The organism is Roseibium sp. (assembly GCF_965229775.1).
Classification (GTDB): Bacteria; Pseudomonadota; Alphaproteobacteria; order Rhizobiales; family Stappiaceae; genus Roseibium.
Genome location: NZ_OZ245929.1, coordinates 3,140,051 through 3,164,525 on the forward strand (window position 1 = coordinate 3,140,051; position 24,475 = coordinate 3,164,525).

The window sequence follows — 24,475 nt, forward strand, 5'->3', positions numbered from 1 at the left end:
CGAAGACAGTGTCAGGGCACAAGGACGGGCACGGTTTTATCGGTTTTCCGGATATCGACGGGTGTCGCGCCGAAGGGATCGCCGTCGACCTGGGCGGCGACCGGCTGTTCGGCGCTGATCCGGGCGGTTGAAAACGGACGTACGGCCGCTCCCTTTGCCTTGTGGATCCGGCCCATCATCAGCGCAATGCCATATTGAAGGGAGGACCAAGGGTCGTCCCGTTCAAGCACGAGCATATGCAGGTCCGGATCGGTCGCGCCGCCCGGGCAGATGACGAAGGGGCCACCGTAGTGGCGCGCATTGCTGGCAACGGCGAACTTTCCCGAGAGCGTTTCGCCATCAAGCAGAATGTTCAGTTTCGTCGCCTTGCGTTTGAACGCGATCTTGAGCGCCGTGATCACGTAGGCCAGCTTGCCGAGCTTTCTCTTCAGGGCGAGCGGAACCGCGTGAACGACCTCCGCGTCGAAACCGCTGGACGCCATCAGTACGAATGGTCTGCCGTTCGCGAGACCGAAATGGAGCGGCTTTGTCTTCTGCCGCCAGATCATCTCGGCAATCGCCCGCGGGTTTCGCGGCAGGCCGAGTTCCAGGGCCAGGACATTCGCGGTCCCGAACGGGATAACGGCGAGCTGTGGCGGATCGGGATGGTTCTGCAGGCCGGTCAATGCCTCGTTGATTGACCCGTCACCGCCCGCAACAACGAGTGTGCGGACGTTGAAATCGGGGTCGGCACAGGTCTCGCCGATCTCTCCTGCGTGTTTCGTCAGCTTGATGATCGTCCGGAATCCCAGGTCCTCCAGACGGTTGCGGACGCTGTCCAGGAAATCGGCTTTGTATCCGCCCGATGTCGGATTCGCCATGATGAGGACAGAGCCGGGCATGTCCGGCGCCGATCGGCGCTTGGAAATCGGAGCGGACCACCAGAATACTCTCACGCAATGTCCTCTTTCGACCGGAAATTGAAAATCAGCCGCCGTTCTTATAGGGGGCCATGCCTCCGCGCGCCAGTTCATCTGCACGTTCGTTGTCGGGATGACCCGCGTGACCCTTGACCCAGTGCCAGGTCACGTCATGGCGCTGTTGCGCTTCGTCGAGGGCCTGCCAAAGATCCGCGTTCTTCACCGGCTTGTTGGTGCTCGTGCGCCAGTTCTTGCGCTTCCACCCCTCCAGCCATTCGCGGATACCGCTGCGCACGTAGGTGCTGTCGGTGTAAAGGTCGATGGCGCAGGGCCGCTTGAGCGCGTTCAGGGCTTCGATGGCCGCCGTCAGTTCCATGCGGTTGTTGGTGGTTTCCGGTTCGCCGCCCTTCAGTTCCTTCTCGTGCTCACCGAAGCGCAGGAGCACACCCCAGCCACCCGGTCCGGGATTGCCCGAACACGCGCCGTCCGTGAAAATCGTCACGCGGTTCTGAGCCGTCATCGTTCCAGTCCGTAGGCCTGTGTTCCTTCGATCGTCTGGTGAAACCGAAGCTTCTTCAGAAACTCAAGCGGATCCTTGGGTGTGACGAGTGCGCCTTCGGGCACGCTCAGCCAGTCGAACAGCCGTGTGAGCAGGAACCGCAGCGCTGCCCCCCGGCACAAGGTCGGCAAGGATGTGTATTCGTCAGCTTCCAGGGGCCGCACGCTGGTATAGCCCTTCAGCAGCGCCCGCGCCTTGGTCACGTTGAAGGAAAGGTCCTTCTCGAAGCACCAGGCATTCAGGCAGATCGCGATGTCATAGGCCAGCGCGTCATTGCAGGCGAAGTAGAAGTCGATCAGGCCGGAAAGCTCGTCGCCGAGAAAGAACACGTTGTCCGGAAACAGATCCGCATGAATGACACCGTTCGGCAGATTGTCCGGCCAGGCCTGTTCCAGGTAATCCAGTTCGGTTGCGATTTCCCTCCCCAGCCCGGGAAGGACGTCGTCGCTCCGGTCGCTGCACTGGTCGAACAGCGGCCGCCAGCCGTCGACGTTGAGCGCGTTGGTCCGGAACCCCGCGTAGTCGCGTCCGTCCAGATGCAGTTCGGCCATCGCCTTGCCGAGCTCGGCGCAATGTTCGACCCGCGGTCTCTTGACCCACATCCCTTCCAGAAAGGTGACGAGCGCGGCGGGCCGTCCGGCCAGTTCGCCGAGCAGTTTGCCGTCCTTCGAGGCAACAGGCGTCGGACAGGAAAGACCCTTGCCGGCCAGGTGCTGGAGCAGGTTCAGGAAAAACGGCAGATCGTCCGGGTTCACACGCTTTTCGTAAAGTGTGAGGATGTAGGAGGCCTTGTCCGTGTGAACCAGAAAGTTGCTGTTCTCGACGCCTTCGGCAATGCCCTTGAAGGAGAGCAGGCGCCCGACATCGTAGGAGCCGATGAAGGCCTGCAGCTCCTCATCGGTCACTTCGGTATATACGGCCATCTTGTTATCCGGTCGCTGCCCGGGCGGAGGAGACCACGTCTCTGAGTTCCCGCGGCAGGTTGAAGGAAATGGTTTCTTCGGCTGTGCGCACGGTTTCGACGGTGACATCGAACCGCTGCGCAAATGCGCCGATGATCTCCTCGACCAGGGTTTCCGGCGCCGACGCGCCGGCCGTCAGGCCGAGCGAGCCTATGCCGTCGAAATCGGGCCAGTTGATATCGCTTGCACGCTGGATCAGAACGGCGACCCGGCACCCCGCTCTTTCGGCGACTTCCCGCAGCCGCTGCGAATTCGACGAGTTCGGAGCCCCTACGACGACCATTGCATCGACGCTCGGCGCAACGTGCTTGACGGCTTCCTGGCGGTTCGTGGTCGCGTAGCAGATATCTTCCTTGTGCGGTGCGACGATATCCGGAAAGCGCTCCTTCAGCACCGCGACGATTCCCGCGGTGTCGTCGACCGACAGGGTCGTTTGCGTGATATAGGCAAGGTGCTTGTCCGATTTCGGCTGGAAGCTGCGCGCATCTTCCTCCGTTTCGATGAGTTCGACCGTGCCTTCGGGCAACTGGCCCATGGTTCCGATGACTTCCGGATGGCCGGCATGTCCGATCAGGAGCACCTCGCGGTCGCGCCGGTCGTGGATCTGCGCTTCCTTGTGCACCTTGGAGACCAGTGGACAGGTCGCATCCAGGAAGAACATGTTGCGGGCCTGCGCATCCTCGGGAACGGACTTCGGAACGCCGTGCGCGGAAAAGATGACCGGCCTTTCGACATCGGCGGCGGGGATCTCGTCCAGCTCTTCGACGAACACGGCGCCTTTCGCCTTCAAGCCGTCGACAACGAATTTGTTATGCACGATTTCGTGACGCACGTAGACCGGACGGCCGTATTTTTCCAGCGCCAGCTCAACGATCTGGATGGCCCTGTCGACGCCTGCGCAAAACCCGCGCGGGGCGCAAAGCCGGATGGAAAGCGGCGGTTTGTTCTGCTCGGGGATGCTCATTTTGCCCTTTCAGCAAATCTGTCTAGGCGCAATAAGGGGTTCAAGCCGTTTCCTGTCAAGTCGGGTGTGCGGAACTGCGCACTATTTCAGCCACATTGTGCTGCTTGAAGCATTCCTCGGAAGTGGCCTCGCCAAGGCGCAGGCTTCCTGCTATGACACTCCGCCATGTTGCTGTTCGATCCGATGGAAAGATGATGATCACTGCGTTTCAGGCCCTTGCGAATGTGAAGCTGAAAACCTGCCTGTCGGCCGGTGTCTGCGCGGCGGTACTCGCCGGCTGCGGCGGTGGCGCCGACAGTGTCGCGGGCAAGATCATCAGCGGCGGCCAGGAACCGATCGAGGTGTCCCCCGCGACCTTTGCGCCTCCGGTGCCATGCCCGCCGATGGAGCTAAAGTCGAACACGTTCCTGATCCGCAACTACGTGCGTGGAAAACAGGACGAGTCGGAAGGCCTGCTTTACCAGGCGACGGTGGAAGACTGGGCGAACAGCTGCACCCAGGAAGCAGGTGGTGGCCGGCGCATGAAGATCGGCCTGTCAGGCGACGTCACGCCTGGCCCGGCCTGGACGGGCGGCGAGGTGAAACTCCCGCTCCGTGTCGCCGTCGTTCCCGGCGGATCCGGTGCCGAACCTCTGAGTTCCGAAGTGCTCACCGTTCCCGTTACGCTGAACCAGGGGGCGCCGGCCGAAAAGTGGACGCTGATCGAGGACAAGTTCACGATACCGCAGGGCGCGAGCGTCAAGGTCGTGTTCGGCTTTGACGAGGGACGCCGCCGCTAGGGTATGAGGCGGGCCGCAGACTCGGATCCGCCATACTCCACTTTGCAGGTTTCTTGCAGTTTCTCCCGTATTGACAAGGGCATGCAGCCCTCTCACAATCCGTTTCCACTCAGGGTCGTGCCCTGGTGGGCGCGTTCATGCGCTCGTGTCCCGTGCGGGAGAAATCGGGTGGATGTGCCCGGTGCCGAAGGAGCAACCGCCCCGGAAACTCTCAGGCGAAAGGACCGCAAGGGAAAAAACGCTCTGGAAAGCAGTGCTCCGCCATGCCTTTCGCGGACTGCTCACCGACGGAGTAGCTGCCGGACGCGTTCCGCGTTCTGCGGGAAATCTCTCAGGTTCTCGGACAGAGGGGGTGCTGGACGGCAAGGGGCCCTGGACCTAAGTCGGGCAGCTGCACCCTGAACACCGCTCACTTAGGATGACGACATGACGACCTATTTTTCAAAAGATCACGAATGGATTTCCGTCGAAGCAGGCGTGGCAACCGTCGGCATCACGACTTACGCGCAGGAGCAGCTCGGGGACGTCGTCTTCGTCGAACTGCCTGAAGTGGGCGCGCAGATCGCGCAGGGCGACGAGGCAGGTGTCGTCGAATCGGTCAAGGCAGCCAGTGAAGTCTACGCACCGATTGACGGTGAGGTCGTCGAGGTCAACGAAGCTCTGGCAGAAGAACCGGGGAAGGTGAACGAGGACCCGGAAGGTGCGGCCTGGTTCCTGAAGATGACCGTCGGCGACGAAAGCCAGCTTTCCGAACTGCTTGATGCGGCAGGCTACAAGGCCTTTCTGGAGACCTTGTGAACCATGGCGGGGCATTTCTACAAGGCTCTGGTGGAGTGGGCCTGCGACGGCGACTACGCTGCCAATGCGTATTCGCGTGGTCACATCTGGCGGTTTGACGGCGGGCTTGAAGTTCCCGCCAGTGCGTCTCCGACAGTGGTTCCCCTGCCGCATTCGGTGGAAGCCGCCGTCGATCCGGAAGAAGCGTTCGTGGCGGCCATCTCGTCCTGCCACATGCTCTGGTTTCTCGATCTTGCCAGGCGTGCGGATTTCAACGTCGCCAGTTACCGTGACCACGCCGAAGGCGAGATGAGCCGCGTCGCGCGCGGCAAGATGGCGATCACCAAGGTCGTGCTGCGGCCCGAGATCACGCTGATCGGCACGGAGGCGCCGGATCAGGAGTGGCTGACGGCGATCCACGAAAAGGCGCATGACGTCTGCTTCATCGCCAACTCGGTCAAGTGCGAGATCGTCGTTGAACCGGAGCCGGTGAACCTGGTTGGGCCCTGATCCGGACTTCGCGCGTCTGCGCCCTGTCTTGAAACCGCCCCGGCCATCTGCCGGGGCTTTTTCGTTTCGGGACGCGTCGCACGGCCTCGCAATATGCGTCGGGTAACGATTCTGTGTTGACAATATAATTGTCATAATGGCAATCTTATTGTCAAAGAGAGATCCAATGAAAAAGTCCGTCGAACTCTATGAAATCATCCGTTTGATCCGGCCGGTGCATCGTCGCCTGGCACGGGCCGTGGAGGCAAAGCTGAACGGCACGGGTGTGACCGTTGGCATGCGGGCGGTGATGGAGGTCCTCGATGAAACCGGACCGATCTCGGTCCCCGATACCGCCCGGGCATTGTTTCTGGCGCGCCAGCAGATTCAGCTTCTGATGAACGCACTCGAGGAAGGCGCGTTTGTCGAACGCAGGCCGAACCCGGCGCACAAACGCTCACCCCTGTTCGCTCTGAGCGATCGCGGCCGGTCGGTATTCGGTGAAATCCGCGCGGCGGAAAATGATGAGATCGAGATGATCTGCGAAACCTTCACCGCCCAGGACCTCCGGTCGTCACAACGGGTGCTCTGCGCCATGCTCGATCACTTCGCGGAATATGAAGACGATCCTGATCGTCCGAGACCTTTTTAAGATTGACCCATCGGGAGTAGAACGATGACAGGACTATGGAGCGTGATCGGATTGTTGGCTGTCGTTCTGACAGCTCTGGTCCTCTACACCTACAAGATCATGCGCAAGATCGGCACTCCGACCCACGGCGAGAGGATCGACCCTGGCACACGCCCTAACGCGGCCCTGGTCGTGATCGATGTGCAGGAGGATTTCACGCGCGGCGCCGGCTCAAACGCGTTCGAACCCGGCAAGCGGGATGCCGCCATTGCAGAAATCAATCAGGCCCTTGTGTCGGCGCGCGCTGACGGTACCGAGGTGGTCTTCATAAAGCACGTGTTCCGTGACTGGCTGGCAATCCTTCTCGTGAAGCTGGTCGCAAAAGGCGTGGGAACGCCGGGCAGGCCGGAATTGCGGATCGATCCCGCCCTCGACATGGCGGATGATCCCGTTTTTGAAAAGTCTGTCGGAGACGCGTTCTCCAGCCAGGCATTCGAGGACTGGCTTGCGGAGAAGAAAGTCGGACGGCTCACGCTGGTCGGGCTGGATTCATGCCACTGCGTGCAGCTGACGGCCAAGGGGGCGCTGTCACGCGGCTTTCAGGTCCAGATCAGGGAGCCGGGAACCCTGACGGCAACGCCGCAAAAATGGGGTCCACTGAAACAGGAACTCGGCGACGCCGGTGCTGTGTTCTGTTAGGGCAATTTGAAAACCGACATTGTGTGATCTAGGCGACGGACAGGACATGTGGCACGGTTACGTTGCGACACGTCTTTGGACACATTTGTCGGGGGAACCATGTTTCGACCATTTGTTTTTGCAATTACCGCACTTTCCGTTTTTTCTTCAGTCTCTCAGGCCGCCGACAGGGTCGCCATTGTCTTTGACGGCTCCGGCTCCATGTGGGGTCAGATCGAAGGCCGGACCAAGATCGAAATCGCCCGCGATGCGATGTCCGGTGTGCTCGGCAATCTGCCGGGCGATCTGGAACTCGGTCTGTTCGCCTACGGACACCGGGAAAAGGGCAACTGTTCCGATATCGAGCTGATCGTGCCGCCGGGCGCCGGCACGGCTGCCGCCATCAAGGCGGCAACCGACGGCATCACGCCGCGGGGCAAGACGCCCCTGTCAGCTGCCGTCCGGCAAGCCGCCGAAACCCTGCGCTTTACCGAAGACAAGGCAACCGTGGTGCTCGTGACCGACGGGATCGAGACCTGCAACGCCGACCCTTGCGCGCTTGGCAATGAACTGGCCAAGCTGGGTGTTAATTTCACCGCCCACGTCATTGGCTTTGGACTGAGCCCGGAGGAAGGGCGCCAGGTGGCGTGCCTCGCCGAAAACACCGGAGGGCTCTACATCCAGGCGGGCAGCACAGAGGAATTGTCCGGCGCCCTGACGGCCACGGTCGAGACGGCCCCGGTGAAGGAAGCGGCGGCCGCGCCGGTGCAAGTGCCCGAGGCTTCGCTCGAAGCACCGGACCAGGCGGAAATCGGCTCCCGGATCGATGTCGCGTGGCAGGGACCGGGCGGCCGCTATGATCAGGTCGAATTCCATGATCCCGCTGCGCGTGGCGGCGAGGGCAAGCGCTTGCGCTCCAAGTCGGTCGTCAACGGGGATTTTGACAACAAGCAGGTGACCATGACGGTTGTGACCGAACCCGGCACCTATGAGCTCCGGTACTGGGATGGCTCGGGCCGCCAGGTTCTGGCGAGCCGCACCATTGAGGTGACGCCGGCCGAGGTGGCTCTGTTTGCCCCCGACGAGATCGCGATGGCCCGTCCGGTAACCGTGGAATGGATCGGTCCGGGTGGGCGCTACGATGCCGTCGAGCTCTATGACGCCAGTGCTCGTGGCGGCGAAGGCAAGGTCCTGCACAACAAGCGGCTGCGCAACGACGATTTCGACAACAACAAGGTGACGATGCCGACGCCCGCAAAACCGGGCACTTACGAGCTTCGCTACTACGCGGGAGAGGACAAGGCGGTGCTGGCCACACGTCCGCTCCAGATCATCGAGGCGGTGGTCATGCTCGAAACGGAAGAGGCGGCGGAAGCCGGAAAGCCGATCGTGGTCGACTGGGTCGGTCCCGGCGCCCGCTATGACAGCGTCAAGCTGGTTGATCCCGCGAACGGCAAGAAACTGCACGAAAAACGCCTCAGAAATGATGACTTCGAAAATCAGCGGGTCACCTTGCCGGGCCCGGTAAAGCCCGGCCCTTATGAACTCCACTACTACAACGGCGACAACAAGGCTGTTCTGGCGTCGATCCCGATCGAGGTGACCGCGACGGTTGTCGAACTTCAAGCGCCGGACGAAATCGGTCAGGGCCGCCACCTGACGGTGACTTGGACCGGTCCGGGTGCGCGCTATGACAGCGTGCAGTTCTTCGATCCCAGGGCACGTGCGGGCGATGGCCGTGTTGTCCATCAAAAGCGCCTGCGCAACGACGATTTCGACAACAGCAAGGTCACGCTGCCAAGCGCCGCAAAGCCGGGGGATTATGAGCTGCGGTATTTCAATGGCGACAACAAGACCGTGCTGCTGACGCGCCCGATCACCGTCGTGCCGCTTGAACTGTCGATCGACGCACCTGAGAGTGTCGAAACGGAGACGAAGTTCTCGGTCTCCTGGAAGGGCCCGGGTGCGCGCTATGATTCCGTGCAGATCTGGGACCCGGCAGGGCGCGGAGGCAATGGACGCGCCGTATTCGAAAGACGCGTCTGGTCCGGTGACATCGACGCGCAGACCGTCAGCGTGACAGCGCCGAAGGAGGCCGGGAGCTACGAATTGCGTTACTTCAACGGAGACAACAAGGCCGTGCTTTTCACCCGCCCGCTTGCGGTGCAGTGATCGCGGAAATGTCGCGCCGGCGAGGTTTCCCAAACCGGCGCATCAGAAGCGGTCGACCGGCAATCATGGTTTGAATTGGCTGAACGGAAATGATGTATCACTTGATCCTTGGCAGGCGGCAACCCTGCGAAATGACACACCGGCTGTTGCAGGAGCGGAGACCGAATGTTGGCGGACCCAACGAATTCCTGCTCGACACCCGCCATGGCCTGCCACGCGAATGGTTTCTCTATGAAGACATTTCGCGCGGTGACTGGTTGACCCACGAGAATTACGGGCCGGTTTCGGAGCTCTGGCTCAATCGCCATGATAGCTTCCGCAGTACCGGCAATACCTTGATTTCGCTGTTGAAACAGTATCGGGAAAAACAGCTCCCGGCCGAGCGCTTTGTCGCCATCTTGGCACCCCAGCTCCAGCATTTCCTGTCGGAACTCCACACGCACAACATGGTGGAGGACCAGCAGTATTTCCCTGCGCTTCTGGAAGCGGAGGCGGACCTGCTGCCGGGCATGGAGCTTCTGGAAAGCGACCACGCTCTCCTGCATCAGAAAATGGAAACCGTCGTCCGAAGCGCCACTCAAATGTTCGCCAGCGTCCGGGACGGGACGCCCGATGCAATTCGGGCTGCGACGGACGATTACGAACGGGCAAGCGTCGCGTTGCTCATGGGTCTCAAGCAGCATCTCACGGATGAAGAAGACCTGATCATGCCGGTTCTTCTGGGACGCGGTGAAGCGGACGTGGACCTGTCTTGAAAAAATGCAACACCGCGTGCGTCATGCTTCCGGCCGGCAACTAGCGGCTTGACTCTGGACGCGGCGTATCGCATCTAGACTGACATGACCAAGATCGCCGCATCCTTCGTGTATTTTTATTACGTCACCGACATACCGGCGGCTGCGTAGGATCTTGCTCACTTCATAGAAACCTCAAAAGCCGCCGCGTCAGGCGGCTTTTTGGTTTCAAGGGCTCCTGGCGGGGAAACCAGGAAGCCGAAAATGACCAAACACATGATCGAAGCCGGAAAACCGGCGACAAAGCTCAGATCGGAAGCGCTTGCCGTGCTTCTGGAACGCGGTCTCGTGCACCAGTGCACGGACGTGGAGGCCCTCGACAAGAGGTTGTCCGAGGGTCCGGTCACCGCCTACGCCGGCTTCGATGCCACCGCCGCAAGTCTTCATGTCGGCCATCTGATGCCGCTGATGACCATGCGCTGGCTGCAGAAACTCGGTCATCGGCCGATCATCGTTCTGGGCGGCGGCACCAGCCAGATTGGCGACCCGAGTTTCCGCAACGATGCCAGGCCGCTCCTTGAACAGCGCCAGATCTCGGCCAACATCGCGACCATCCGCCGGTCGGTGGAGCGGCTTGTCGACATGGACGGTCCGGATGGCGCCCTGCTGGTCGATAACGCGGAGTGGCTGAACGAGTTCCGCTTCCTGGAATTTCTCCGCGACTATGGCTCCCAGTTCACTGTCAACCGCATGATGACCTTCGACAGTGTCAAGTCGCGCCTGGAGGCACAGATGCCGCTGACCGTTCTGGAATTCTGCTACATGATGCTTCAGGCCGTCGATTTCCTGGAACTGGCCAGGCGCCATGACTGTGCGCTTCAGGTCGGCGGTTCGGATCAGTGGGGCAACATCGTCAACGGCGTTGAACTCGGCCGCCGCGACGGACGCAAGCTGCATGGCCTGACGGTCCCGCTACTGACGACCGCAAGCGGTGCCAAAATGGGCAAGACCGCCGCGGGCGCCGTTTGGCTGCACCCGGAACATCTTTCCCCCTTCGGGTTCTGGCAGTTCTGGCGCAACACGGCCGACGCCGACGTCGGCAAGTGCCTGCGCCTGTTCACGGAGCTGCCGATCAGCGAAGTGGAACGGCTTTCCGCGCTGCAGGGCGCGGAAATGAACGAGGCCAAGCGCGTTCTGGCAACCCAGGTCACGACCATTGTGCATGGTCCCGAGGAGGCCCGCGCGGCCTTGCAGCAGGGCGACGCGCTTTTCGCGGGAGAAGGCGAGCTCCTTGAGCCGACGCACATGCTGCCGCTGTCGCGTCTGGCAGAGGGGCTTGGTCTTCTGGAACTGGTCGTCGCCATTGGCTTCGCCGCCTCGAACGGCGAGGCGCGACGCCTTGTGGAGGGCGGCGGCGTGCGTCTCAACAGCCGCATCGTCGACGACCCGAGACGCCGCATCGCGACCGGCGACCTGAAGGCGAATGACAGGCTGGCCGTCTCGGTCGGCAAACGCCGCAAGGCGCTGGTCGGGTTCGAGTGAAAGGGCGCGCCCATCTTCTGTCGTCATCCCGGTCTGACAGGGTGTGTGACTCAAACGTTTTCCAGGTCATGCCTGGCAAAAACCCACTGCTGTCCGGATTGGAAAATACATTCGGACTTATGCCTTAAACAAAGCTGCATGATTCCGATCGCTGCCAAGACAGGACACGGTACTTTTCCTCGATTTGTCGTCCCGGTTTGCCGCGAATGCGGCAAGACCGGGAACCAGTATTCCAAGTGGCCGGAGGATGTGAGAAGAAGGAGAAACAGGTGGCTACTGGGTTCCGGCCTTCCGCTGCGCTTCAGCCGGAATGACAAGTTCATTGACTGCGGACCACCGCACAAGATCGTTTTCCAGGTCATGCCATGGCTCGACCATGGCATCCATGCCGTTGCTCTTCCGGTTGCACGGCCTTGCTTCGTCGAGAGTCCATGGCATGGATTGCCAGATCAGGTCTGGCAATGACGGATGATAGGAGTGTGGTCAATTCACCGTCCCAACCTCCGAGACCGCGCTTGCTCACTTTCTGTCGTCATCCCGGACGAAGCGCAGCGAAGATCCGGGACCGGGGAGGCAATGACCTGGCGGACCCTGCAACTTCCATCCCGATACGCCCGGGCTCCCCGGCCCCGGGTCTCACGCCGTTCGCCCGGGGTGACGCTGGGTGGGTTCAGGTTTTGAACCGAAAGTCCGGTGCAGAAAGTCCCGTTGAACTTGGTCCTTGAGAAAGCCGCATAGTTCCGTGTGGTGCCAGATCGGGATAAAGACTTACTTCCCCGATTTGTCGTCCCGGTTTGCCGCGTCAGCGGCAAGACCGGGAACCAGTACTCCAAGTGGCCGGAGGATGTGAGAAGAAGGAGAAACAGGTGGCTACTGGGTTCCGGCCTTCCGCTGCGCTTCAGCCGGAATGACAAGTTCATTGACTGCGGGCCGCCGCACCAGATCAATTCCAAGTCATGCCATGGCTCGACCATGGCATCCATGCCTTTGCTCTTCCGGTTGCACGGTCCTGCCTCGTCGAGAGGCTATGGCATGGATTGCCAGATCAAGTCTGGCAATGACGGCTGACAGGAAAGGGATGAGTGCGCGGACCTTGGCCCCGACGACATCCTCATCCTGAGGAGGGCCGACGGCCCGTCTCGAAGGATGGGCGGCACATTCGGAATGCGTGGCCCATCCTTCGAGACAGCGCTCACGCGCTTCCTCAGAATGAGGGTGTCAAGATTTATCAGTCATCCCGGACGAAGCGCAGCGAAGATCCGGGATCGGAGAGGCAATGAACTTTAGGATCCTGCGGTTCCCGTCCCGATACGCCCGGGCTCCCCGGCCCCGGGTCTCGCGCCGTTCGCCCGGGGTGACGCTGGATGGGTTCAGGTTTTGAACCGAAAGTCCGGCGCGGATCGGCCGTGAGCGGAGGCAGGCAGCTAGGCAGTTTCTCGATCAGATACCAAGTCGCAAGGTGCGATCCTCCCGTCATATCCGAATACCTTGCCGACAAGCGGAAAGCTGACTTCAACCGACAGGCTGTAGCGGTCGTTCTCAACGCGCTCACGTCCTGTTGCCCTTGGTGCGAGAGCTTTGGGAATTTTCAGCGGGCCAAGGAAAACGTGTTCCGGTGTGAGATCGATGCCTGCGGAACTCGGCGTGACGCGCATCTTGAAAAGGAACGGACCAAGCCGTTCCAGCATGCAGGGAAACGCTTCGTCCTTGCCCGCGATCATGTCGGTCATGAATGGCTGACCATCAAACCTGCGGACCCAGCGTTCACCGCCGTCGATTTCTGTAAAGGACGTTTCAATCCGCGCATTCTCCTGCGCTTGCGGAAGGGATGCCAGACGGCAAATCAATCGGGCTGCATGCGACGCACCCCACCAGACATTTGCCGTGCCGGTTGCGCGCCTGGCAAACGTGTGCATGTCGCGGATCTGGGCAGGGACCTGCTGAAATCTTTCACCCAGGATTGTCTGGTAGAGGACGCGCGGCATGGGTCGGCAGACGATGGTTCGAGAGCTTTGTGGAAGGTGCAGATTGAGCATTCAGTCATCAAATTTGCAACCTTTGATTGGCGAGATGGTTCACAAATCCCTGCCGATTGAACCGCGAAAGCCGGGCAGGGACCCGGCTTTCGATAGACTGTTTTACCTGCCGTTCAGGGAGACTTGTGCCCGGAACGCTTCCACCGGCAGCCCGCCGATCCCCCAGTTTTCCATCTCGACTTCGTCGATCACCACGAAGGTGGTTGACGGGGTCTTTCCCAGGACGTCGACAAGGAGGTCGGTCGCGCCCTTGATGAGCTGCGACTTTTGTTCCGGTGTCACGCCTTCGCGGGTCACCTGAATGTTGACGTAGGGCATGATCAGTTGCCCCCTTCTTTTGCGGGACTCATCTGGAAAACCTTCGCCATGATCCGCCAGCGGCCGTCCTCACGGACGAAGGTCAGGAAGTCGACATAGGCATTGCCCGCCATCGTGCACCGGACACGGGCAAAGGCGGTGTTGTCTCCGGCAAGCTGGATTTCGTCGATGACATCATCGCGCGCTTCGCCGCGCGAAGCCGGTGACACGCGCGCGGCAACCACGGGAACATATTCGGCCATGGTCCGGTGGAGCAGGGGTGTTTCATCCGCGGTCGCATAGACTGCCCTTGGGTGAAAGACTTTCTGCAGCAGTCCGGTGTCGCAGTGATAAAGCGCGTCGAAATAGTCCCTGATGACGGCGTGCAGGTCTGCAAATGCGGTGCTCATGCGGCCAGTCCTTCTTCCTGGAGGGTTTTGCGGGTTGCCGGACGCGCACCGATCCGCGCGACATAGGCCTTCGTCAGCGGCCAGTCGTCCAGAGAGACGCCGATGAAGTTCGTCCAGTTCAGGATGACGAACGCATAAGCGTCGACGACCGAAAACGCGGTCCCGAGCAGAAAGGGGGAGGTGCCGTCCAGCAGTTCTTCGAACTGACCGAGTTTCATATCGAGCTTCTTCCGGATGGCCGCCTGTTCGCTGTCGGAGAAGGTCTTGCCGGAAAAGTAGGGACTGAACGCCTTGTGCAGTTCCGAAGACAGGAAGCTCAGGAGTTCCAGCTGCCGGTAACGCTGCAGGGGCTGGTTGTCGTTGCCCGCGGCAAGATCCGGAAACTGTTCGCCGATCCAATGCAGGATCGCGACGTTTTCCGTCAGGACTTCACCGTCTTCCAGTTTCAGGGCGGGCACGTAACCGCGCGGATTGGTCTTCAGGAAAGATGCACCGGTCTCGGTTGTTCCCTTGTCCGTGTCGACCTTTTCAAGCTGATAGGCAACACCTGCCTCGTTCAGCAGGATATGGGCCGCCATGGAACAGGCACCGGGTTTGAAGAACAGTTTCATGGTTTCGCTCCAAATTGTGTTTCGATGACGGGAAGGTGTTTGTTCAGGTCACTCTTGACAAGTAGGTTTCTGATGGTAACCATGCTTTTCGAGTTACCCCGGAGAAACCTGATTTCGGTGGAGTTACAGGCAAGATGACCCTCAAGATGCGCAAGAACCGGAGCCCGAAACCGCCCGAACCGTGCCTCCTGACCGAGTGCATGCAGGTGATCGCCGGGGCGTGGGCGCCCAATGTCATCTGGAGCCTGAGGGCCGGTCCGCGCCGGTTCAACGAACTCAAGGCGGACATTCCTCCGGTGTCGTCAAAGGTCCTGTCCGCGCGTTTGTCGGAACTGGAAGACCGCGGTGTGCTTCTGCGCCACGTGCGCCCGACGTCACCACCGTCTGTCGAATACGAACTGACGGCGCTGGGCGAGGAACTGATCCCGGCTCTAGAAGCGATTGTGGAGGTCGGCCACAAGCTGAAACAGCTGCGTGGTTATGAACCTGCGTCGGAAGCCGCGGAATGACCGATACGGCGTTGGCGAAAGAAGCCTGATGGAGCAGAAAACCTTCGTTCTTGTGCATGGTGTCTGGCACGGCGGCTGGTGCTGGTCGCGGGTCGCGGAGATCCTGCGTGCGCGCGGACACCGCGTCACGGCACCGACCCAGACCGGCCTTGGGGAGCGCGCGCACCTGCTCTCACCCGGGATCACCATTGAGACCTTTGTCGAGGACATCGTCCGGCACCTTGAGTTCAACGACCTTAAGAACGTCGCCCTTGTCGGGCACAGCTTCGGCGGCATCCCGATCACCGGCGCAGCGGACCGGGTGCCGGACCGGATCGCCAGGCTGATCTATCTCGACGCGATCATGCTGGGAACGGGCGAAACCTGGATGAGCCTTTTGCCGGAAGACATGGCCGAAGACCGGACGCGGTTGGCACAGGAAACCAGCGGCGGGCTTTCATTGCCGCCGGCGCCCGCGGAGAGCTTCGGGGTCGAACGGCCCGAGGACATCGCCTTCGTCCAGCCGCGCCTGACACCGCATCCCTTCCGGACGTTCACGACAGCGCTTGATCTGAAGAACCCGGTCGGGAACGGCCTTCCCGCCGCCTATATCAGCTGCACCGACCCGCCCTACCGGCCGGCCGGCGTCGCCCTGGACCGGGCCCGAAAACTCGGCTGGCCGGTGGAGGAGATCGCCACCGGGCACGACGCGATGGTGACGGAGCCGCTCGCGCTTGCCGGTCTGCTGGAACGGCTGGGGTGATAGGCAGGTTCTCGGGGCCCTGGCAGGACCGGTAAAAAGAAAACCCGCCTCGGGTGAGGAGGCGGGGAGAAGTGGCTTCACGGGGATAGCGAAATCGCTTCTGCTTGTCAGCCTGCTTATGCCTGCAGGCGGGATCTGATTTCCTTGCGCAACTCGTCGATCGGTGACTTGGCCGCGCCGTCTTTCGTGTGCCAGAACGTCCAGCCGTTGCACGCTTCCTGACCCTGCACCAGCGCACCGACCTTGTGGATCGACCCGGTATGGTCACCGGATTTCAGGGATCCGTCGGCACGCACGATGGCAATGTGCTTGCCCTTGGAACAGGTGAGCTCGGCGCCCGGGGAAAGCAGTCCGTTTTCCAGGAGGGTGCCGAAGGGAATGCGTTTCTGGGCCCGTTTGCCCTTTTGCATCTCGAGCGCTTCGCCGTCGCTGGTCTCGATGGACGCGATCCGTGCGGTCGCGGCATCGATATAGTCCTGCTCGCGCTCGACACCGACGAAATTGCGGCCCAGTTTCTTGGCGACGGCTCCTGTCGTTCCCGTGCCGAAGAACGGGTCCATCACGACGTCGCCCGGTCTGGACGAGGCGGTGAGCACGCGGTAGAGCAGCGCTTCCGGTTTCTGGGTCGGATGAACCTTCTGGCCGTTTCCGTCCTTCAGCCGTTCCGAGCCTGTACAAAGCGGCAGATGCCAGTCGGAGCGCATCTGGAGATCGTCGTTGAACGTCTTCAGGGCATCGTAGTTGAATGTCGGCTTGGCGTCTTTCGACTTTACCGCCCAGATCATGGTCTCGTGGGCATTTGTGAACCGTTTGCCGCGGAAGTTCGGCATCGGATTCGACTTCAGCCAGACGATGTCATTCATGATCCAGAAGCCGAGATCCTGAAGGATCGCACCAACGCGGAAGATGTTGTGATAGGAGCCGATCACGTAGAGCGAACCGTCCGGCTTCATCACCCGGCGCGTTGCCAGGAGCCAGGCCCTGGTGAAGGCATCATAGGCTTCGAAGCTCTCGAACTGGTCCCAGTGGTCGTCGCAGGCGTCGACCTTGGACTGGTCCGGCCGGTGAAGGTCCCCGCCCAGCTGCAGATTGTAGGGCGGATCCGCGAATACCAGGTCCACGGAACGGGACGGCAGGTTCTCAAGGGCGGACACGCAGTCGCCCTTCAGGATCGTGTTCATCCAGGAAGCGGAAGCTTCCGGTTTTTCAGTCGGGTGGGGTGCCGCGATGGACACCCCGGTACTCAGTACACTCATTGCGACGCAATACCTCACGCAATTTCGAGTGTCATGGTTACCGGTTTTGGTAAATCAGCGGTTAAGTCGAAAAAAGAAAAATTACCTTTGAATCAAGGCTTTGTTTACAATCGTAAAAGTTAAATGAGAGGTTAATGCGCTGGTCCGACCGAAAACGCCAGAATTCTGCTGATTTCATTCAAACTGCGACCACTGGTTGTCTTCCAATCGTTAAAGGCGGCTTGCGCGGCTGACAGATTTTTTTTCGACATGCGATCGTTATCAATGACATTTTCGCGGATGAGGGCGTTAACCACGTCGCCGGTGAGAATGAAACTCTCCTTTCCCATGAAGCGCAGGGCAAGTTGTCCCGTCGTCCCGCCAAGCCGGCTGCCGCGCTTTTTCATCAGGTCCATCAGTCCGATCTGGTCGCTCACCGGATAGGTCGCGAAGAACGCGGCTGCACTGCCATGTTCCGCCGCAAGATCCCTGAGGAACACGGCGTTGTCCTGCACGGCCTTGATCTTGGCGCCGTTGCGCACGATCCGCGTATCCTTGAGCAGCGCTTCGAAGGCTTCGTCCGGCAGGAAGGCGAGGCGGGCCACGTCGAAGCCTTCGAAGGCCTCCTCGAAACCGGGCCATTTCTGGTCGATCACTTTCCAGCTGAAGCCTGCCTGGAACACGCATCTTGTGAACATCGACAGCCAGCGGTCGTCACCGGTCTTTGTCAGCTCGGCCTCGGACTTGGGCAGATTGTGTTCTGCCAGCAGCTCTTTCAGTTTCTTCGGCCCACCCTTTTTCTCCGCCGCGAGGGCCTCGATCTCTTCGAAGGAACGCATGGGACTGTTCTCCTTTTCATTTCATCTTGGCCGCAAGACCAGCGCCAGCGCAACCAGTGCCGCGTTAACGCCCCCCAATCTCCTTCGAACGCTCGAAGCGGCGCAGGGCGAGAGACAGGGTGATGGTCATCATCAGGTAGATCAGCGCGACCACGTTGTAAGTCTCGAAATAGCGGAATGAGCCCGCGGCATAGACCTTGCCGAGCTGGGTGATATCCGCGACCCCGAGAACGGAAACGAGTGAACTGTCCTTGATCATGGCGACGAAGTCGTTGCCGAGCGGTGGCAGGATGGTCTTGAGCGCCTGCGGAAAGATGATCAGGCGGAACCGCAGCCAGCGGTTCATGCCGAGGGCTTCCGCGGCCTCGATCTGCCCCTTGTCGACAGCCTGGATACCGGCGCGGAAGACCTCTGCGATGAAAGCGGAATAGCCGATCGTCAAGGCTGCGATCGCACGCCAGAGCAGCGGAAAGTCGCGCGTGCGCATCGGGTCGGCACCAAGCGGTTCCAGGACGGCATTGATGGCGGCAACGATCAGGGGGGTGCCGACGAAGGCGATATACAGCAAGAGGACGATGATCGGCAGACCGCGCACGACTTCGATATAGAACCTCGCCGACTGGCGCAGGACAATCGAACCCGACAGCGACGCCAGCGCCAGCATGAGCCCGATCACGGAAGCCAGGAAGAACGCCACGAGCGTGACGAAGATCGTCAGCCCGATGCCGCGGGCCACCGTCGCCATCACCTGCGAATAGATCTCGTCGGTTCCGATGCGGAACAGGAGAAAGGCGGCGATCACGCAGGCGGCGGCCAGCCAGTAGGGAAAGTCCTGTTTGGGGGAAACCGGTGCGGTCTTTTTTCGGAACATGGGGTTCTCTTGTGCTTCGGCAGAGCGAGCGGCTGTGAGGGAATGTGTAACCGGCTGCAAATGAAAGTGGCCGGCCCCGGGCGCTTTCCCGATACCGGCCACGCAAGCGCTGGTCTGCCGTTTGTGGTTACTGACCGGCCTTGTAGTCGAAGAACCATTTCTTGTTGAGTGCATCCAGCGTTCCGTCCGCGCGCATGCTGGCTATGGCGGCGTTGAACGGCTCGATCAGGTCCGTGTTTTTCGGAAAGATGAAGCCGAAATCCTCCGTGCCCATCGGATCGCCGATCAGCTTGAATGTGTCCGGATTGGCGTTGACATAGCCTTGCCCGCCGGTGCTGTCGGTCAGGACAAGGTCGACATCCCCGACCTTGAGCGCCTGAACGGCCGCGCCGAATGTTTCGAACAGCTTGATGCGCTGGTTGTTTTCGTCACCGTCCAGGACTTCGTAGACGGTCACGTAGAAGGGGGTCGTCCCCGGCTGGGCACCAGCAAGGAAGTCGGCGTTGGCGGCGAACCCCGCGGGGTCGGTGAACCGGTTTTCGTCGGCGCGAACCAGCATGAACATCTCCGAACGCATGTAGGGATCGGAAAAGGCGACTTTCTCCGCGCGGTCTTCGCGTATCGTGATGCCGTTCATCGCGACATCGTATTCGCCGGCAGAAACCGCTGGGATCATCGCGTCCCAGCTCACGTTCTCATAGGTGACCGTCATGTTCAGCCGCTTGGCAATTTCGGCAACCGCCTCGTACTCCCAGCCCGCTGGCTGACTGGTTTTCGGATCGATGAACTGCAGCGGCGGATAGGTGTTTTCGGACGCGATCACGACCTCCCGGCCTCCGAGGTCGGGCAGATCGGCCGCGTGAGCGGCGAACCCGGCACCAAGCATCGGCAAGACGGCAACCGCAAGGCTCAAAAGGATACGTTTCATGGGGAAGCTCCTGATCAGAATTCGGACCGATAGTACCGGGATTGCGAACCGGCGGAAAGTCCGTTTCATCGCTCTGTCAGGGACCAACCTGCCGCAGCACCCCGGCGATGATACGCCGCGAAGAGGCCTTGCCGCATTTGCTGTGAACGAGCGCCGCGTCCGTATCGCGGAATTCGTCGCTGGTTTGATTGAAGAAATTTTCTCTTTGCGAAAAAAAATTCAAAAACACGTGTTCCGTGTATTGACGCAGGGGACATCTGGCAGGACTGTGTTCGCCATAACAACAATAAGGAGACTTTCATGTCCAATCTGATCAAGGGCGACTACCCGCTGGGCAAGAGGCGGATGCGCAGGGCACCTTCGCATCCGCTCGAGGTGTTTACGAACGCGAAACACGCGGTTGACCGCCTGATAGACATCTTCGAGGCGAACACGGCTTTTTTGCGTTCGCATTTCAACGACCTTCTGGAAGGAGAAAACATCCAGGAGCACGTCAGGGCCTATTATCCCCAGGTCCGGGTTGTCACCGACAGCCACGTGCGTCTGGACAGCCGCCTGTCCTACGGCTTCGTTTCGGGACCGGGAACGCATGCGGCGACGATCACGCGCCCGGATCTCTTTCGCCATTACCTGGAGGCACAGCTCAAACTGCTGATGAAGAACCACGACGTGCCGATTCTTGTCGGTGACAGCGACACGCCGATACCGCTTCATTTTGCCTTTTACGACGGCACGCATGTTGAAGGGGGCGCAGCCGCTGCGAATCTTGAACGGCCGCTCGCCGACATCTTCGATTTGCCTGACCTGACGGTCATGGACGATTCCATTGCCAACGGAACCTATGAACCGGCTGACGGCGTCATGCCGCTGGCCCCGTTCACAGCGCCGAGGATCGACTACTCGCTGCATCGCCTGCAGCACTATACGGCGACGGCGGCTGAGCACTTTCAGAACTACGTGCTTTTCACGAACTACCAGTTCTATATCGACGAATTCTGCCGCATGTCGAAGGAACTCCTGAACACGCCGGGCAGCGGATACGAGGCCTTTGTCGCGCCGGGCAACCTCACGACCGAGGCGGGCGAGAGCGAGCCCTCCTGCGGCACGGAACCGGCCAAACTGCCACAGATGCCGGCCTATCACCTCAAACGGGCCGACGGCAGCGGAATCACCATGGTGAATATCGGCGTCGGCCCCTCGAACGCCAAGACCATAACCGACCACATTGCCGTGCTGCGACCGCATGTCTGGCTCATGCTGGGCCACTGCGCCGGTCTCCGAAACAGCCAGACACTCGGTGACTATGTGCTGGCGCACGGTTATGTGCGCGACGACAACGTGCTCAACCAGGATCTGCCGACCTGGGTTCCGATCCCGCCGCTGGCCGAAGTGCAGGTGGCTCTTGAGGACGCGGTTGCCGAGATCACCGGTCTTGACGGCTATGAGCTCAAGCGCCTGATGCGCACCGGCACCGTGGTCTCGCTCGACAACCGGAATTGGGAATTGTGGGATCAGCCGGAACTGGTAAAACGCTTCTCGCAATCAAGGGCAATCGCGCTCGACATGGAATCGGCGACGATCGCCGCCAATGGCTTTCGCTTCCGCGTTCCCTACGGAACACTTCTTTGCATCTCCGACAAGCCGCTCCATGGAGAACTGAAACTGCCGGGCATGGCAACGGACTTCTACAAGCGTCAGGTCGCGCAGCATCTGCAGATTGGCATCAGCGCCCTGGAGAAAATGCGCAACATGACCGCCGAACGCCTGCACTCACGCAAACTGCGAAGCTTCGCGGAAACCGCGTTTCAGTAAACGGTTGAGGTAGGTGGATCGAAAGGCGGTCCTTCCACCGATGGTGTTACCTCTCCCTTGGGAGAGGTCGGTCTGAAACGCCGGGTGAGGGGAAAGGTGTTGACGTTTCCTTGAGAGATCCGGCCCCTCACCCTGGCCCACTCCCGCCGGGAGGGGAAAAGCTTGCGAGCTGGGGCTGTGGAACCAGAGTTCCGCAAAGACCGTTTTGGCGAACGTCCTCAGGTTAAGTCGTGTACACCGAAAGGAGATCTCTCCACCGGCTTTGTTACCTCTCCCTTTGGGAGAGGTCGGCCTGAAAGGCCGGGTGAGGGGAAAGGCGTCGACGTGTCCTTGAAAGGTCCGGCCCCTCACCCTGGCCCTCTCCCGCCGGGAGAGGGGAAAAACTTGCGAGCTGGTGCTGTGGAACCTGTGGAACCACGGTTCCTTTGACGCGACTGGCGCTTCCTCAGGATGCGTCGTGTGCACCCAAAGGCGGTCTCGCCTCCGATGCTGTTACCTCTCCCATTGGGAGAGGTCGGCCTGAAAGGCCGGGTGAGGGGAAAGGCGTGGAAGTGTCCATGAGACATCCGGCCCCTCACCCTGGCCCTCTCCCATTGGGAGAGGGAAAAAGCTTGCGCTCCGGGGCTGTGGAACCGCGGTTCCTTTGACACAAGGCCAACTCCAGCCGGATGAGGCTCAGTCCGTCACGCCCGCCAGAAGCCTTAGAGAAATGACTTCCTGCCGCGCGACATCGGCTTCCCTGGAATAGCCGGTGTCTGCAAGGATCCGGATCTGCGCCTCCAGCATATCCGCCAGTTGTGTCAGTCTTTCTTTGTGCATGCCTGCCTCCTCAAGTCATATTGACCTTACGTTAATGAGGGGCCGGCGGATTAAAAAAACGCGCGCCTTTTCAGGCGCGCGTCGACCGGTCTTCAATGTGCCGGTTTTTATTCGGCTTCGTCGGCAGGCGCGGCATTCAGCAGGCCGTAGCGCTCTTCGCCGATCTTCTCCAGAAGCTCAAGCTGGGTTTCCAGGAAGTCGATATGGCCCTCCTCGTCGGCAAGCAGTTCCTCGAACAGGGCCATGGAAACGTAGTCGCCTTCGTCGCGGCAGATGTCGCGCGATGTCTTGTAGGATGTCCGCGCCTCATACTCGCCCGCGAGATCGCTCTCCAGAACCTCCTTGATGTTCTGGCCGATGCGCAGAGGTGCGACTTTCTGCATGTTCGGATGACCTTCAAGGAAGATGATCCGGTCCGTGAGCTTGTCGGCGTGTTGCATCTCCTCGATGGATTCCTCACGCTCCTTCTTGGCAAGGCGCGCAAAGCCCCAATCGCTCAGGAGGCGGTAGTGCAGCCAGTACTGGTTGATGGCGCCCAGTTCCAGAAACAGTGCTTCGTTCAGGCGTTCGATAACCTTCTCACTTCCCTTCATGGAAACCTCTCCTTGCGAGTCTGTGGAATTGATAGTTTAGAATTATTCTAGAAAATGTTCTGGACTATTTTGCGCAGCGTGTCCAGACCCAGTTCGTCACGGCGCCAACATTTTTGCCCGGAGCACCCGGAAAACGCCAAAGGCGCGGCCTCGTGGGAGGCCGCGCCTTCAGACGGTACATGATGGGGCTAAGGATGTACCCGTCTGAACCTTAGGATTTCGGCAGGATGACCGCGTCGATGACGTGGATGACGCCGTTGGACGTTTCGATGTCTGCGCTGACGACCTTGGCGCCATCAACCTTCACACCGTCCGTTGCGTCGACGGAGATCTCGCCGCCCTGAACGGACGCGACTTCAGCTTTCTTGCCGGCGATGTCGGAGGACATCACTTTACCCGGGACGACGTGATAGGTCAGGATGGCAACGAGCTGGTCCTTGTTTTCCGGCTTCAGCAGGTTTTCAACGGTACCTGCCGGCAGGGCTGCGAAAGCTTCGTCGGTCGGAGCAAAAACAGTGAACGGACCTTCGCCCTTGAGCGTGTCGACAAGACCTGCGGCCTGGACGGCGGCGACGAGGGTGTTGAAGGAGCCCGCGCCGACTGCGGTGTCGACAATGTCCTTCTCGCCCGCTTTTGCAGCGGACAGCGGAAGAACGAGGAGAAGGGCGAATACGAATTTCTGGATCAGTTTCATGACACACTCCCGAGCTGGACACAGGCAAAGTTAGGCGTTCCGGGAAATGGTTTTTTCCCGAACGTATACAAAGGGTTGGTGTAACCTGTGTTGCGGAGGATTACGGCTGCCGAACAAAATTGGATGAGGAAAAAGTGAACGCGGATTTACACGCCTCAGCCGATGATCCAATCGAGCTTTTGATACGTCACGCGCGCGTTCTTGTTTTTACGGCCGGCAGGAGGACACGAAGCCTCATCTAAACCGGGGCCCGTGGCTCCAGCACGTCAGGGACGCCCGCGTTCCCCTTGTCACCGGAACAACCCGGTGGAGCATGAAACTCGCAAAGACGACCGCACTGCCCTGATCCCGTGGTGCCGACATGATCCGGTTCCCGAGATTGATCTCGAGGCCGCCACCCTCATACGCATCGGTGGGCGACAGTTGCGTCACGATCGTTGCCTTCCGGAACCGGGCGATCCGGCCTTCGCCAATGTCCGAGTGCCAGTCGTAGTGACCCGCTTCGCTGTCGTCGTACCGGGCAATCTGCAGCCGTTCCCCGAATTCGGTGATATCGAAGTCGAACGTCTCCCGATTTGCCTGCGCAACGGCTTCCATGATGCGCCTCATCACCCATCCGGCCGGACCTTCGTCGTCGAGCCAGCTGATCCTGGCGCGGCGGATGTCCCCTTGCTGGACACCGCCGACAAGTCCGCCGCTGTCCTGCGCTTCTGCCTCGCTCAGCTGAAAGATCTCACGGCATTCGCCTGGTGTGAAAAGGGCAGGGAGCGTATGGGTGAACATGGGCCTGATCCGTAAGGTTGACCCTGCCTTTCAAGCGCTTTGCGGGCCGGACCGCAATCATTATGTTACCGGGCCCCCACGTTTGCGAACGCGAGGAAACCCGGCCTTCA

29 protein-coding genes and 1 riboswitch are annotated in these 24,475 nt (G+C 60.4%); of the genes, 12 read left to right on the top strand and 17 right to left on the bottom strand.

What is annotated here, in order from left to right:
• Positions 1-11: 11 nt before the first annotated feature.
• The 4 genes from ACO07N_RS14250 to ispH are packed head-to-tail and all read right to left on the bottom strand — an operon-like array spanning position 12 to position 3,384.
• Positions 12-935 (bottom strand): diacylglycerol/lipid kinase family protein, encoded by a 924-nt coding sequence (locus ACO07N_RS14250; protein WP_421981651.1) that lies wholly within the window; start codon positions 933-935, stop codon positions 12-14.
• A 31-nt stretch (positions 936-966) separates the two neighbouring features.
• Positions 967-1,419 carry a ribonuclease HI gene (rnhA, locus tag ACO07N_RS14255; RefSeq protein WP_319386069.1) on the bottom strand — a complete coding sequence of 151 codons (453 nt, stop codon included), beginning with the start codon at positions 1,417-1,419 and terminating at the stop codon, positions 967-969.
• On the bottom strand, positions 1,416-2,381 hold the full coding sequence (thrB, locus tag ACO07N_RS14260) for a homoserine kinase (RefSeq protein WP_421981652.1): 966 nt from the start codon (positions 2,379-2,381) through the stop codon (positions 1,416-1,418). Before thrB ends, rnhA begins: the two co-directional genes overlap by 4 nt.
• A gap of 4 nt (positions 2,382-2,385) precedes the next feature.
• Positions 2,386-3,384: a 4-hydroxy-3-methylbut-2-enyl diphosphate reductase gene (ispH, locus tag ACO07N_RS14265; protein WP_421981653.1), complete on the bottom strand. Its 999-nt coding sequence runs from the start codon at positions 3,382-3,384 to the stop codon at positions 2,386-2,388.
• A 194-nt stretch (positions 3,385-3,578) separates the two neighbouring features.
• On the opposite strand from ispH, the gene ACO07N_RS14270 reads away from it, so the two are divergent.
• The 8 genes from ACO07N_RS14270 to tyrS all read left to right on the top strand — a co-directional run bounded on the left by ACO07N_RS14270 (position 3,579) and on the right by tyrS (position 11,186).
• Positions 3,579-4,163 carry a hypothetical protein gene (locus ACO07N_RS14270; RefSeq protein ID WP_421981654.1) on the top strand — a complete coding sequence of 195 codons (585 nt, stop codon included), beginning with the start codon at positions 3,579-3,581 and terminating at the stop codon, positions 4,161-4,163.
• A 145-nt stretch (positions 4,164-4,308) separates the two neighbouring features.
• A riboswitch (glycine riboswitch) is annotated at positions 4,309-4,400 on the top strand.
• Between the two features lie 189 nt (positions 4,401-4,589).
• Complete coding sequence (gene gcvH, locus ACO07N_RS14275; RefSeq protein WP_421981655.1) at positions 4,590-4,961, top strand: glycine cleavage system protein GcvH; 372 nt, start codon at positions 4,590-4,592, stop codon at positions 4,959-4,961.
• A gap of 3 nt (positions 4,962-4,964) precedes the next feature.
• Positions 4,965-5,450 (top strand): OsmC family protein, encoded by a 486-nt coding sequence (locus tag ACO07N_RS14280; protein ID WP_421981656.1) that lies wholly within the window; start codon positions 4,965-4,967, stop codon positions 5,448-5,450.
• A gap of 166 nt (positions 5,451-5,616) precedes the next feature.
• Entirely contained in the window at positions 5,617-6,081 is a 465-nt protein-coding gene (locus tag ACO07N_RS14285; RefSeq protein WP_421981657.1) for a MarR family winged helix-turn-helix transcriptional regulator, read from the top strand.
• Positions 6,082-6,105: 24 nt separating this feature from the next.
• The gene (locus tag ACO07N_RS14290) at positions 6,106-6,759 is read left to right on the top strand and encodes a cysteine hydrolase family protein (RefSeq protein ID WP_421981658.1); all 654 of its coding nucleotides are present in this window, start codon (positions 6,106-6,108) and stop codon (positions 6,757-6,759) included.
• Positions 6,760-6,858: 99 nt separating this feature from the next.
• A complete protein-coding gene (locus ACO07N_RS14295; protein WP_421981659.1) occupies positions 6,859-8,910 on the top strand; it encodes a vWA domain-containing protein in 2,052 nt (683 codons plus the stop codon).
• A 131-nt stretch (positions 8,911-9,041) separates the two neighbouring features.
• Positions 9,042-9,665 (top strand): hemerythrin domain-containing protein, encoded by a 624-nt coding sequence (locus ACO07N_RS14300; RefSeq protein WP_421981660.1) that lies wholly within the window; start codon positions 9,042-9,044, stop codon positions 9,663-9,665.
• A gap of 243 nt (positions 9,666-9,908) precedes the next feature.
• Positions 9,909-11,186, top strand: coding sequence for a tyrosine--tRNA ligase (gene tyrS / locus ACO07N_RS14305; RefSeq protein ID WP_421981661.1), 1,278 nt, complete (start codon positions 9,909-9,911; stop codon positions 11,184-11,186).
• A 273-nt stretch (positions 11,187-11,459) separates the two neighbouring features.
• Here tyrS and ACO07N_RS14310 read toward each other — a convergent pair whose 3' ends face one another.
• From ACO07N_RS14310 to ACO07N_RS14330, 5 genes are all read right to left on the bottom strand, one after another.
• The gene (locus ACO07N_RS14310; protein ID WP_421981662.1) at positions 11,460-11,624 is read right to left on the bottom strand and encodes a hypothetical protein; all 165 of its coding nucleotides are present in this window, start codon (positions 11,622-11,624) and stop codon (positions 11,460-11,462) included.
• 986 nt (positions 11,625-12,610) lie between these two features.
• Positions 12,611-13,222: a DUF4166 domain-containing protein gene (locus tag ACO07N_RS14315; RefSeq protein WP_421981663.1), complete on the bottom strand. Its 612-nt coding sequence runs from the start codon at positions 13,220-13,222 to the stop codon at positions 12,611-12,613.
• A gap of 102 nt (positions 13,223-13,324) precedes the next feature.
• Positions 13,325-13,540, bottom strand: a complete 216-nt coding sequence (locus ACO07N_RS14320; protein WP_421981664.1) for a tautomerase family protein — start codon at positions 13,538-13,540, stop codon at positions 13,325-13,327.
• A gap of 2 nt (positions 13,541-13,542) precedes the next feature.
• A complete protein-coding gene (locus ACO07N_RS14325; protein WP_421981665.1) occupies positions 13,543-13,929 on the bottom strand; it encodes a nuclear transport factor 2 family protein in 387 nt (128 codons plus the stop codon).
• Positions 13,926-14,540, bottom strand: a complete 615-nt coding sequence (locus ACO07N_RS14330) for a glutathione binding-like protein (protein WP_421981666.1) — start codon at positions 14,538-14,540, stop codon at positions 13,926-13,928. The genes ACO07N_RS14325 and ACO07N_RS14330 overlap by 4 nt, the downstream gene beginning before the upstream one ends.
• Positions 14,541-14,674: 134 nt before the next feature.
• On the opposite strand from ACO07N_RS14330, the gene ACO07N_RS14335 reads away from it, so the two are divergent.
• Positions 14,675-15,049, top strand: a complete 375-nt coding sequence (locus ACO07N_RS14335) for a winged helix-turn-helix transcriptional regulator (protein WP_421981667.1) — start codon at positions 14,675-14,677, stop codon at positions 15,047-15,049.
• Between the two features lie 28 nt (positions 15,050-15,077).
• On the top strand, positions 15,078-15,791 hold the full coding sequence (locus ACO07N_RS14340) for an alpha/beta fold hydrolase (protein WP_421981668.1): 714 nt from the start codon (positions 15,078-15,080) through the stop codon (positions 15,789-15,791).
• Between the two features lie 116 nt (positions 15,792-15,907).
• Here the strand turns inward: ACO07N_RS14340 and ACO07N_RS14345 are convergent, their stop codons facing one another.
• The 4 genes from ACO07N_RS14345 to ACO07N_RS14360 form a co-directional block, all read right to left on the bottom strand.
• Complete coding sequence (locus ACO07N_RS14345; protein WP_421981669.1) at positions 15,908-17,047, bottom strand: site-specific DNA-methyltransferase; 1,140 nt, start codon at positions 17,045-17,047, stop codon at positions 15,908-15,910.
• A gap of 131 nt (positions 17,048-17,178) precedes the next feature.
• Positions 17,179-17,865, bottom strand: coding sequence for a DNA-3-methyladenine glycosylase I (locus tag ACO07N_RS14350; protein WP_421981670.1), 687 nt, complete (start codon positions 17,863-17,865; stop codon positions 17,179-17,181).
• Positions 17,866-17,929: 64 nt separating this feature from the next.
• Positions 17,930-18,736 (bottom strand): amino acid ABC transporter permease, encoded by an 807-nt coding sequence (locus tag ACO07N_RS14355; protein WP_421981671.1) that lies wholly within the window; start codon positions 18,734-18,736, stop codon positions 17,930-17,932.
• Between the two features lie 127 nt (positions 18,737-18,863).
• Positions 18,864-19,664 (bottom strand): transporter substrate-binding domain-containing protein, encoded by an 801-nt coding sequence (locus tag ACO07N_RS14360; protein WP_421981672.1) that lies wholly within the window; start codon positions 19,662-19,664, stop codon positions 18,864-18,866.
• On the opposite strand from ACO07N_RS14360, the gene ACO07N_RS14365 reads away from it, so the two are divergent.
• Entirely contained in the window at positions 19,663-19,977 is a 315-nt protein-coding gene (locus ACO07N_RS14365) for a hypothetical protein (protein WP_421981673.1), read from the top strand. The two genes, ACO07N_RS14360 and ACO07N_RS14365, sit on opposite strands and share 2 nt — an antisense overlap.
• Positions 19,965-21,476, top strand: a complete 1,512-nt coding sequence (locus ACO07N_RS14370; protein WP_421981674.1) for an AMP nucleosidase — start codon at positions 19,965-19,967, stop codon at positions 21,474-21,476. The genes ACO07N_RS14365 and ACO07N_RS14370 overlap by 13 nt, the downstream gene beginning before the upstream one ends.
• A gap of 675 nt (positions 21,477-22,151) precedes the next feature.
• On the opposite strand, the gene ACO07N_RS14375 is transcribed toward ACO07N_RS14370, so the two are convergent.
• The 4 genes from ACO07N_RS14375 to ACO07N_RS14390 form a co-directional block, all read right to left on the bottom strand.
• Positions 22,152-22,295, bottom strand: a complete 144-nt coding sequence (locus ACO07N_RS14375) for a hypothetical protein (RefSeq protein ID WP_421981675.1) — start codon at positions 22,293-22,295, stop codon at positions 22,152-22,154.
• A gap of 107 nt (positions 22,296-22,402) precedes the next feature.
• A complete protein-coding gene (gene bfr / locus ACO07N_RS14380; RefSeq protein ID WP_306140961.1) occupies positions 22,403-22,888 on the bottom strand; it encodes a bacterioferritin in 486 nt (161 codons plus the stop codon).
• A 211-nt stretch (positions 22,889-23,099) separates the two neighbouring features.
• A complete protein-coding gene (locus ACO07N_RS14385) occupies positions 23,100-23,582 on the bottom strand; it encodes a fasciclin domain-containing protein (RefSeq protein ID WP_420335909.1) in 483 nt (160 codons plus the stop codon).
• 234 nt (positions 23,583-23,816) lie between these two features.
• Positions 23,817-24,365 carry a 2OG-Fe(II) oxygenase gene (locus tag ACO07N_RS14390; RefSeq protein WP_421981676.1) on the bottom strand — a complete coding sequence of 183 codons (549 nt, stop codon included), beginning with the start codon at positions 24,363-24,365 and terminating at the stop codon, positions 23,817-23,819.
• Between the last annotated feature and the right edge of the window lie 110 nt (positions 24,366-24,475).

Bases quoted from the DNA above. Each gene is read 5' to 3' on its own strand.
- rnhA (WP_319386069.1), bottom strand. From the start codon at position 1,419: ATGACGGCTCAGAACCGCGTGACGATTTTCACGGACGGCGCGTGTTCG.
- thrB (WP_421981652.1), bottom strand. From the start codon at position 2,381: ATGGCCGTATATACCGAAGTGACCGATGAGGAGCTGCAGGCCTTCATC.
- ispH (WP_421981653.1), bottom strand. From the start codon at position 3,384: ATGAGCATCCCCGAGCAGAACAAACCGCCGCTTTCCATCCGGCTTTGC.
- ACO07N_RS14270 (WP_421981654.1), top strand. From the start codon at position 3,579: ATGATCACTGCGTTTCAGGCCCTTGCGAATGTGAAGCTGAAAACCTGC.
- gcvH (WP_421981655.1), top strand. From the start codon at position 4,590: ATGACGACCTATTTTTCAAAAGATCACGAATGGATTTCCGTCGAAGCA.
- ACO07N_RS14280 (WP_421981656.1), top strand. From the start codon at position 4,965: ATGGCGGGGCATTTCTACAAGGCTCTGGTGGAGTGGGCCTGCGACGGC.
- ACO07N_RS14285 (WP_421981657.1), top strand. From the start codon at position 5,617: ATGAAAAAGTCCGTCGAACTCTATGAAATCATCCGTTTGATCCGGCCG.
- ACO07N_RS14290 (WP_421981658.1), top strand. From the start codon at position 6,106: ATGACAGGACTATGGAGCGTGATCGGATTGTTGGCTGTCGTTCTGACA.
- ACO07N_RS14295 (WP_421981659.1), top strand. From the start codon at position 6,859: ATGTTTCGACCATTTGTTTTTGCAATTACCGCACTTTCCGTTTTTTCT.
- ACO07N_RS14300 (WP_421981660.1), top strand. From the start codon at position 9,042: ATGACACACCGGCTGTTGCAGGAGCGGAGACCGAATGTTGGCGGACCC.
- tyrS (WP_421981661.1), top strand. From the start codon at position 9,909: ATGACCAAACACATGATCGAAGCCGGAAAACCGGCGACAAAGCTCAGA.
- ACO07N_RS14310 (WP_421981662.1), bottom strand. From the start codon at position 11,624: ATGCCATGGACTCTCGACGAAGCAAGGCCGTGCAACCGGAAGAGCAAC.
- ACO07N_RS14315 (WP_421981663.1), bottom strand. From the start codon at position 13,222: ATGCTCAATCTGCACCTTCCACAAAGCTCTCGAACCATCGTCTGCCGA.
- ACO07N_RS14320 (WP_421981664.1), bottom strand. From the start codon at position 13,540: ATGCCCTACGTCAACATTCAGGTGACCCGCGAAGGCGTGACACCGGAA.
- ACO07N_RS14325 (WP_421981665.1), bottom strand. From the start codon at position 13,929: ATGAGCACCGCATTTGCAGACCTGCACGCCGTCATCAGGGACTATTTC.
- ACO07N_RS14330 (WP_421981666.1), bottom strand. From the start codon at position 14,540: ATGAAACTGTTCTTCAAACCCGGTGCCTGTTCCATGGCGGCCCATATC.
- ACO07N_RS14335 (WP_421981667.1), top strand. From the start codon at position 14,675: ATGACCCTCAAGATGCGCAAGAACCGGAGCCCGAAACCGCCCGAACCG.
- ACO07N_RS14340 (WP_421981668.1), top strand. From the start codon at position 15,078: ATGGAGCAGAAAACCTTCGTTCTTGTGCATGGTGTCTGGCACGGCGGC.
- ACO07N_RS14345 (WP_421981669.1), bottom strand. From the start codon at position 17,047: ATGAGTGTACTGAGTACCGGGGTGTCCATCGCGGCACCCCACCCGACT.
- ACO07N_RS14350 (WP_421981670.1), bottom strand. From the start codon at position 17,865: ATGCGTTCCTTCGAAGAGATCGAGGCCCTCGCGGCGGAGAAAAAGGGT.
- ACO07N_RS14355 (WP_421981671.1), bottom strand. From the start codon at position 18,736: ATGTTCCGAAAAAAGACCGCACCGGTTTCCCCCAAACAGGACTTTCCC.
- ACO07N_RS14365 (WP_421981673.1), top strand. From the start codon at position 19,663: ATGGGGAAGCTCCTGATCAGAATTCGGACCGATAGTACCGGGATTGCG.
- ACO07N_RS14360 (WP_421981672.1), bottom strand. From the start codon at position 19,664: ATGAAACGTATCCTTTTGAGCCTTGCGGTTGCCGTCTTGCCGATGCTT.
- ACO07N_RS14370 (WP_421981674.1), top strand. From the start codon at position 19,965: ATGTCCAATCTGATCAAGGGCGACTACCCGCTGGGCAAGAGGCGGATG.
- ACO07N_RS14375 (WP_421981675.1), bottom strand. From the start codon at position 22,295: ATGCACAAAGAAAGACTGACACAACTGGCGGATATGCTGGAGGCGCAG.
- bfr (WP_306140961.1), bottom strand. From the start codon at position 22,888: ATGAAGGGAAGTGAGAAGGTTATCGAACGCCTGAACGAAGCACTGTTT.
- ACO07N_RS14385 (WP_420335909.1), bottom strand. From the start codon at position 23,582: ATGAAACTGATCCAGAAATTCGTATTCGCCCTTCTCCTCGTTCTTCCG.
- ACO07N_RS14390 (WP_421981676.1), bottom strand. From the start codon at position 24,365: ATGTTCACCCATACGCTCCCTGCCCTTTTCACACCAGGCGAATGCCGT.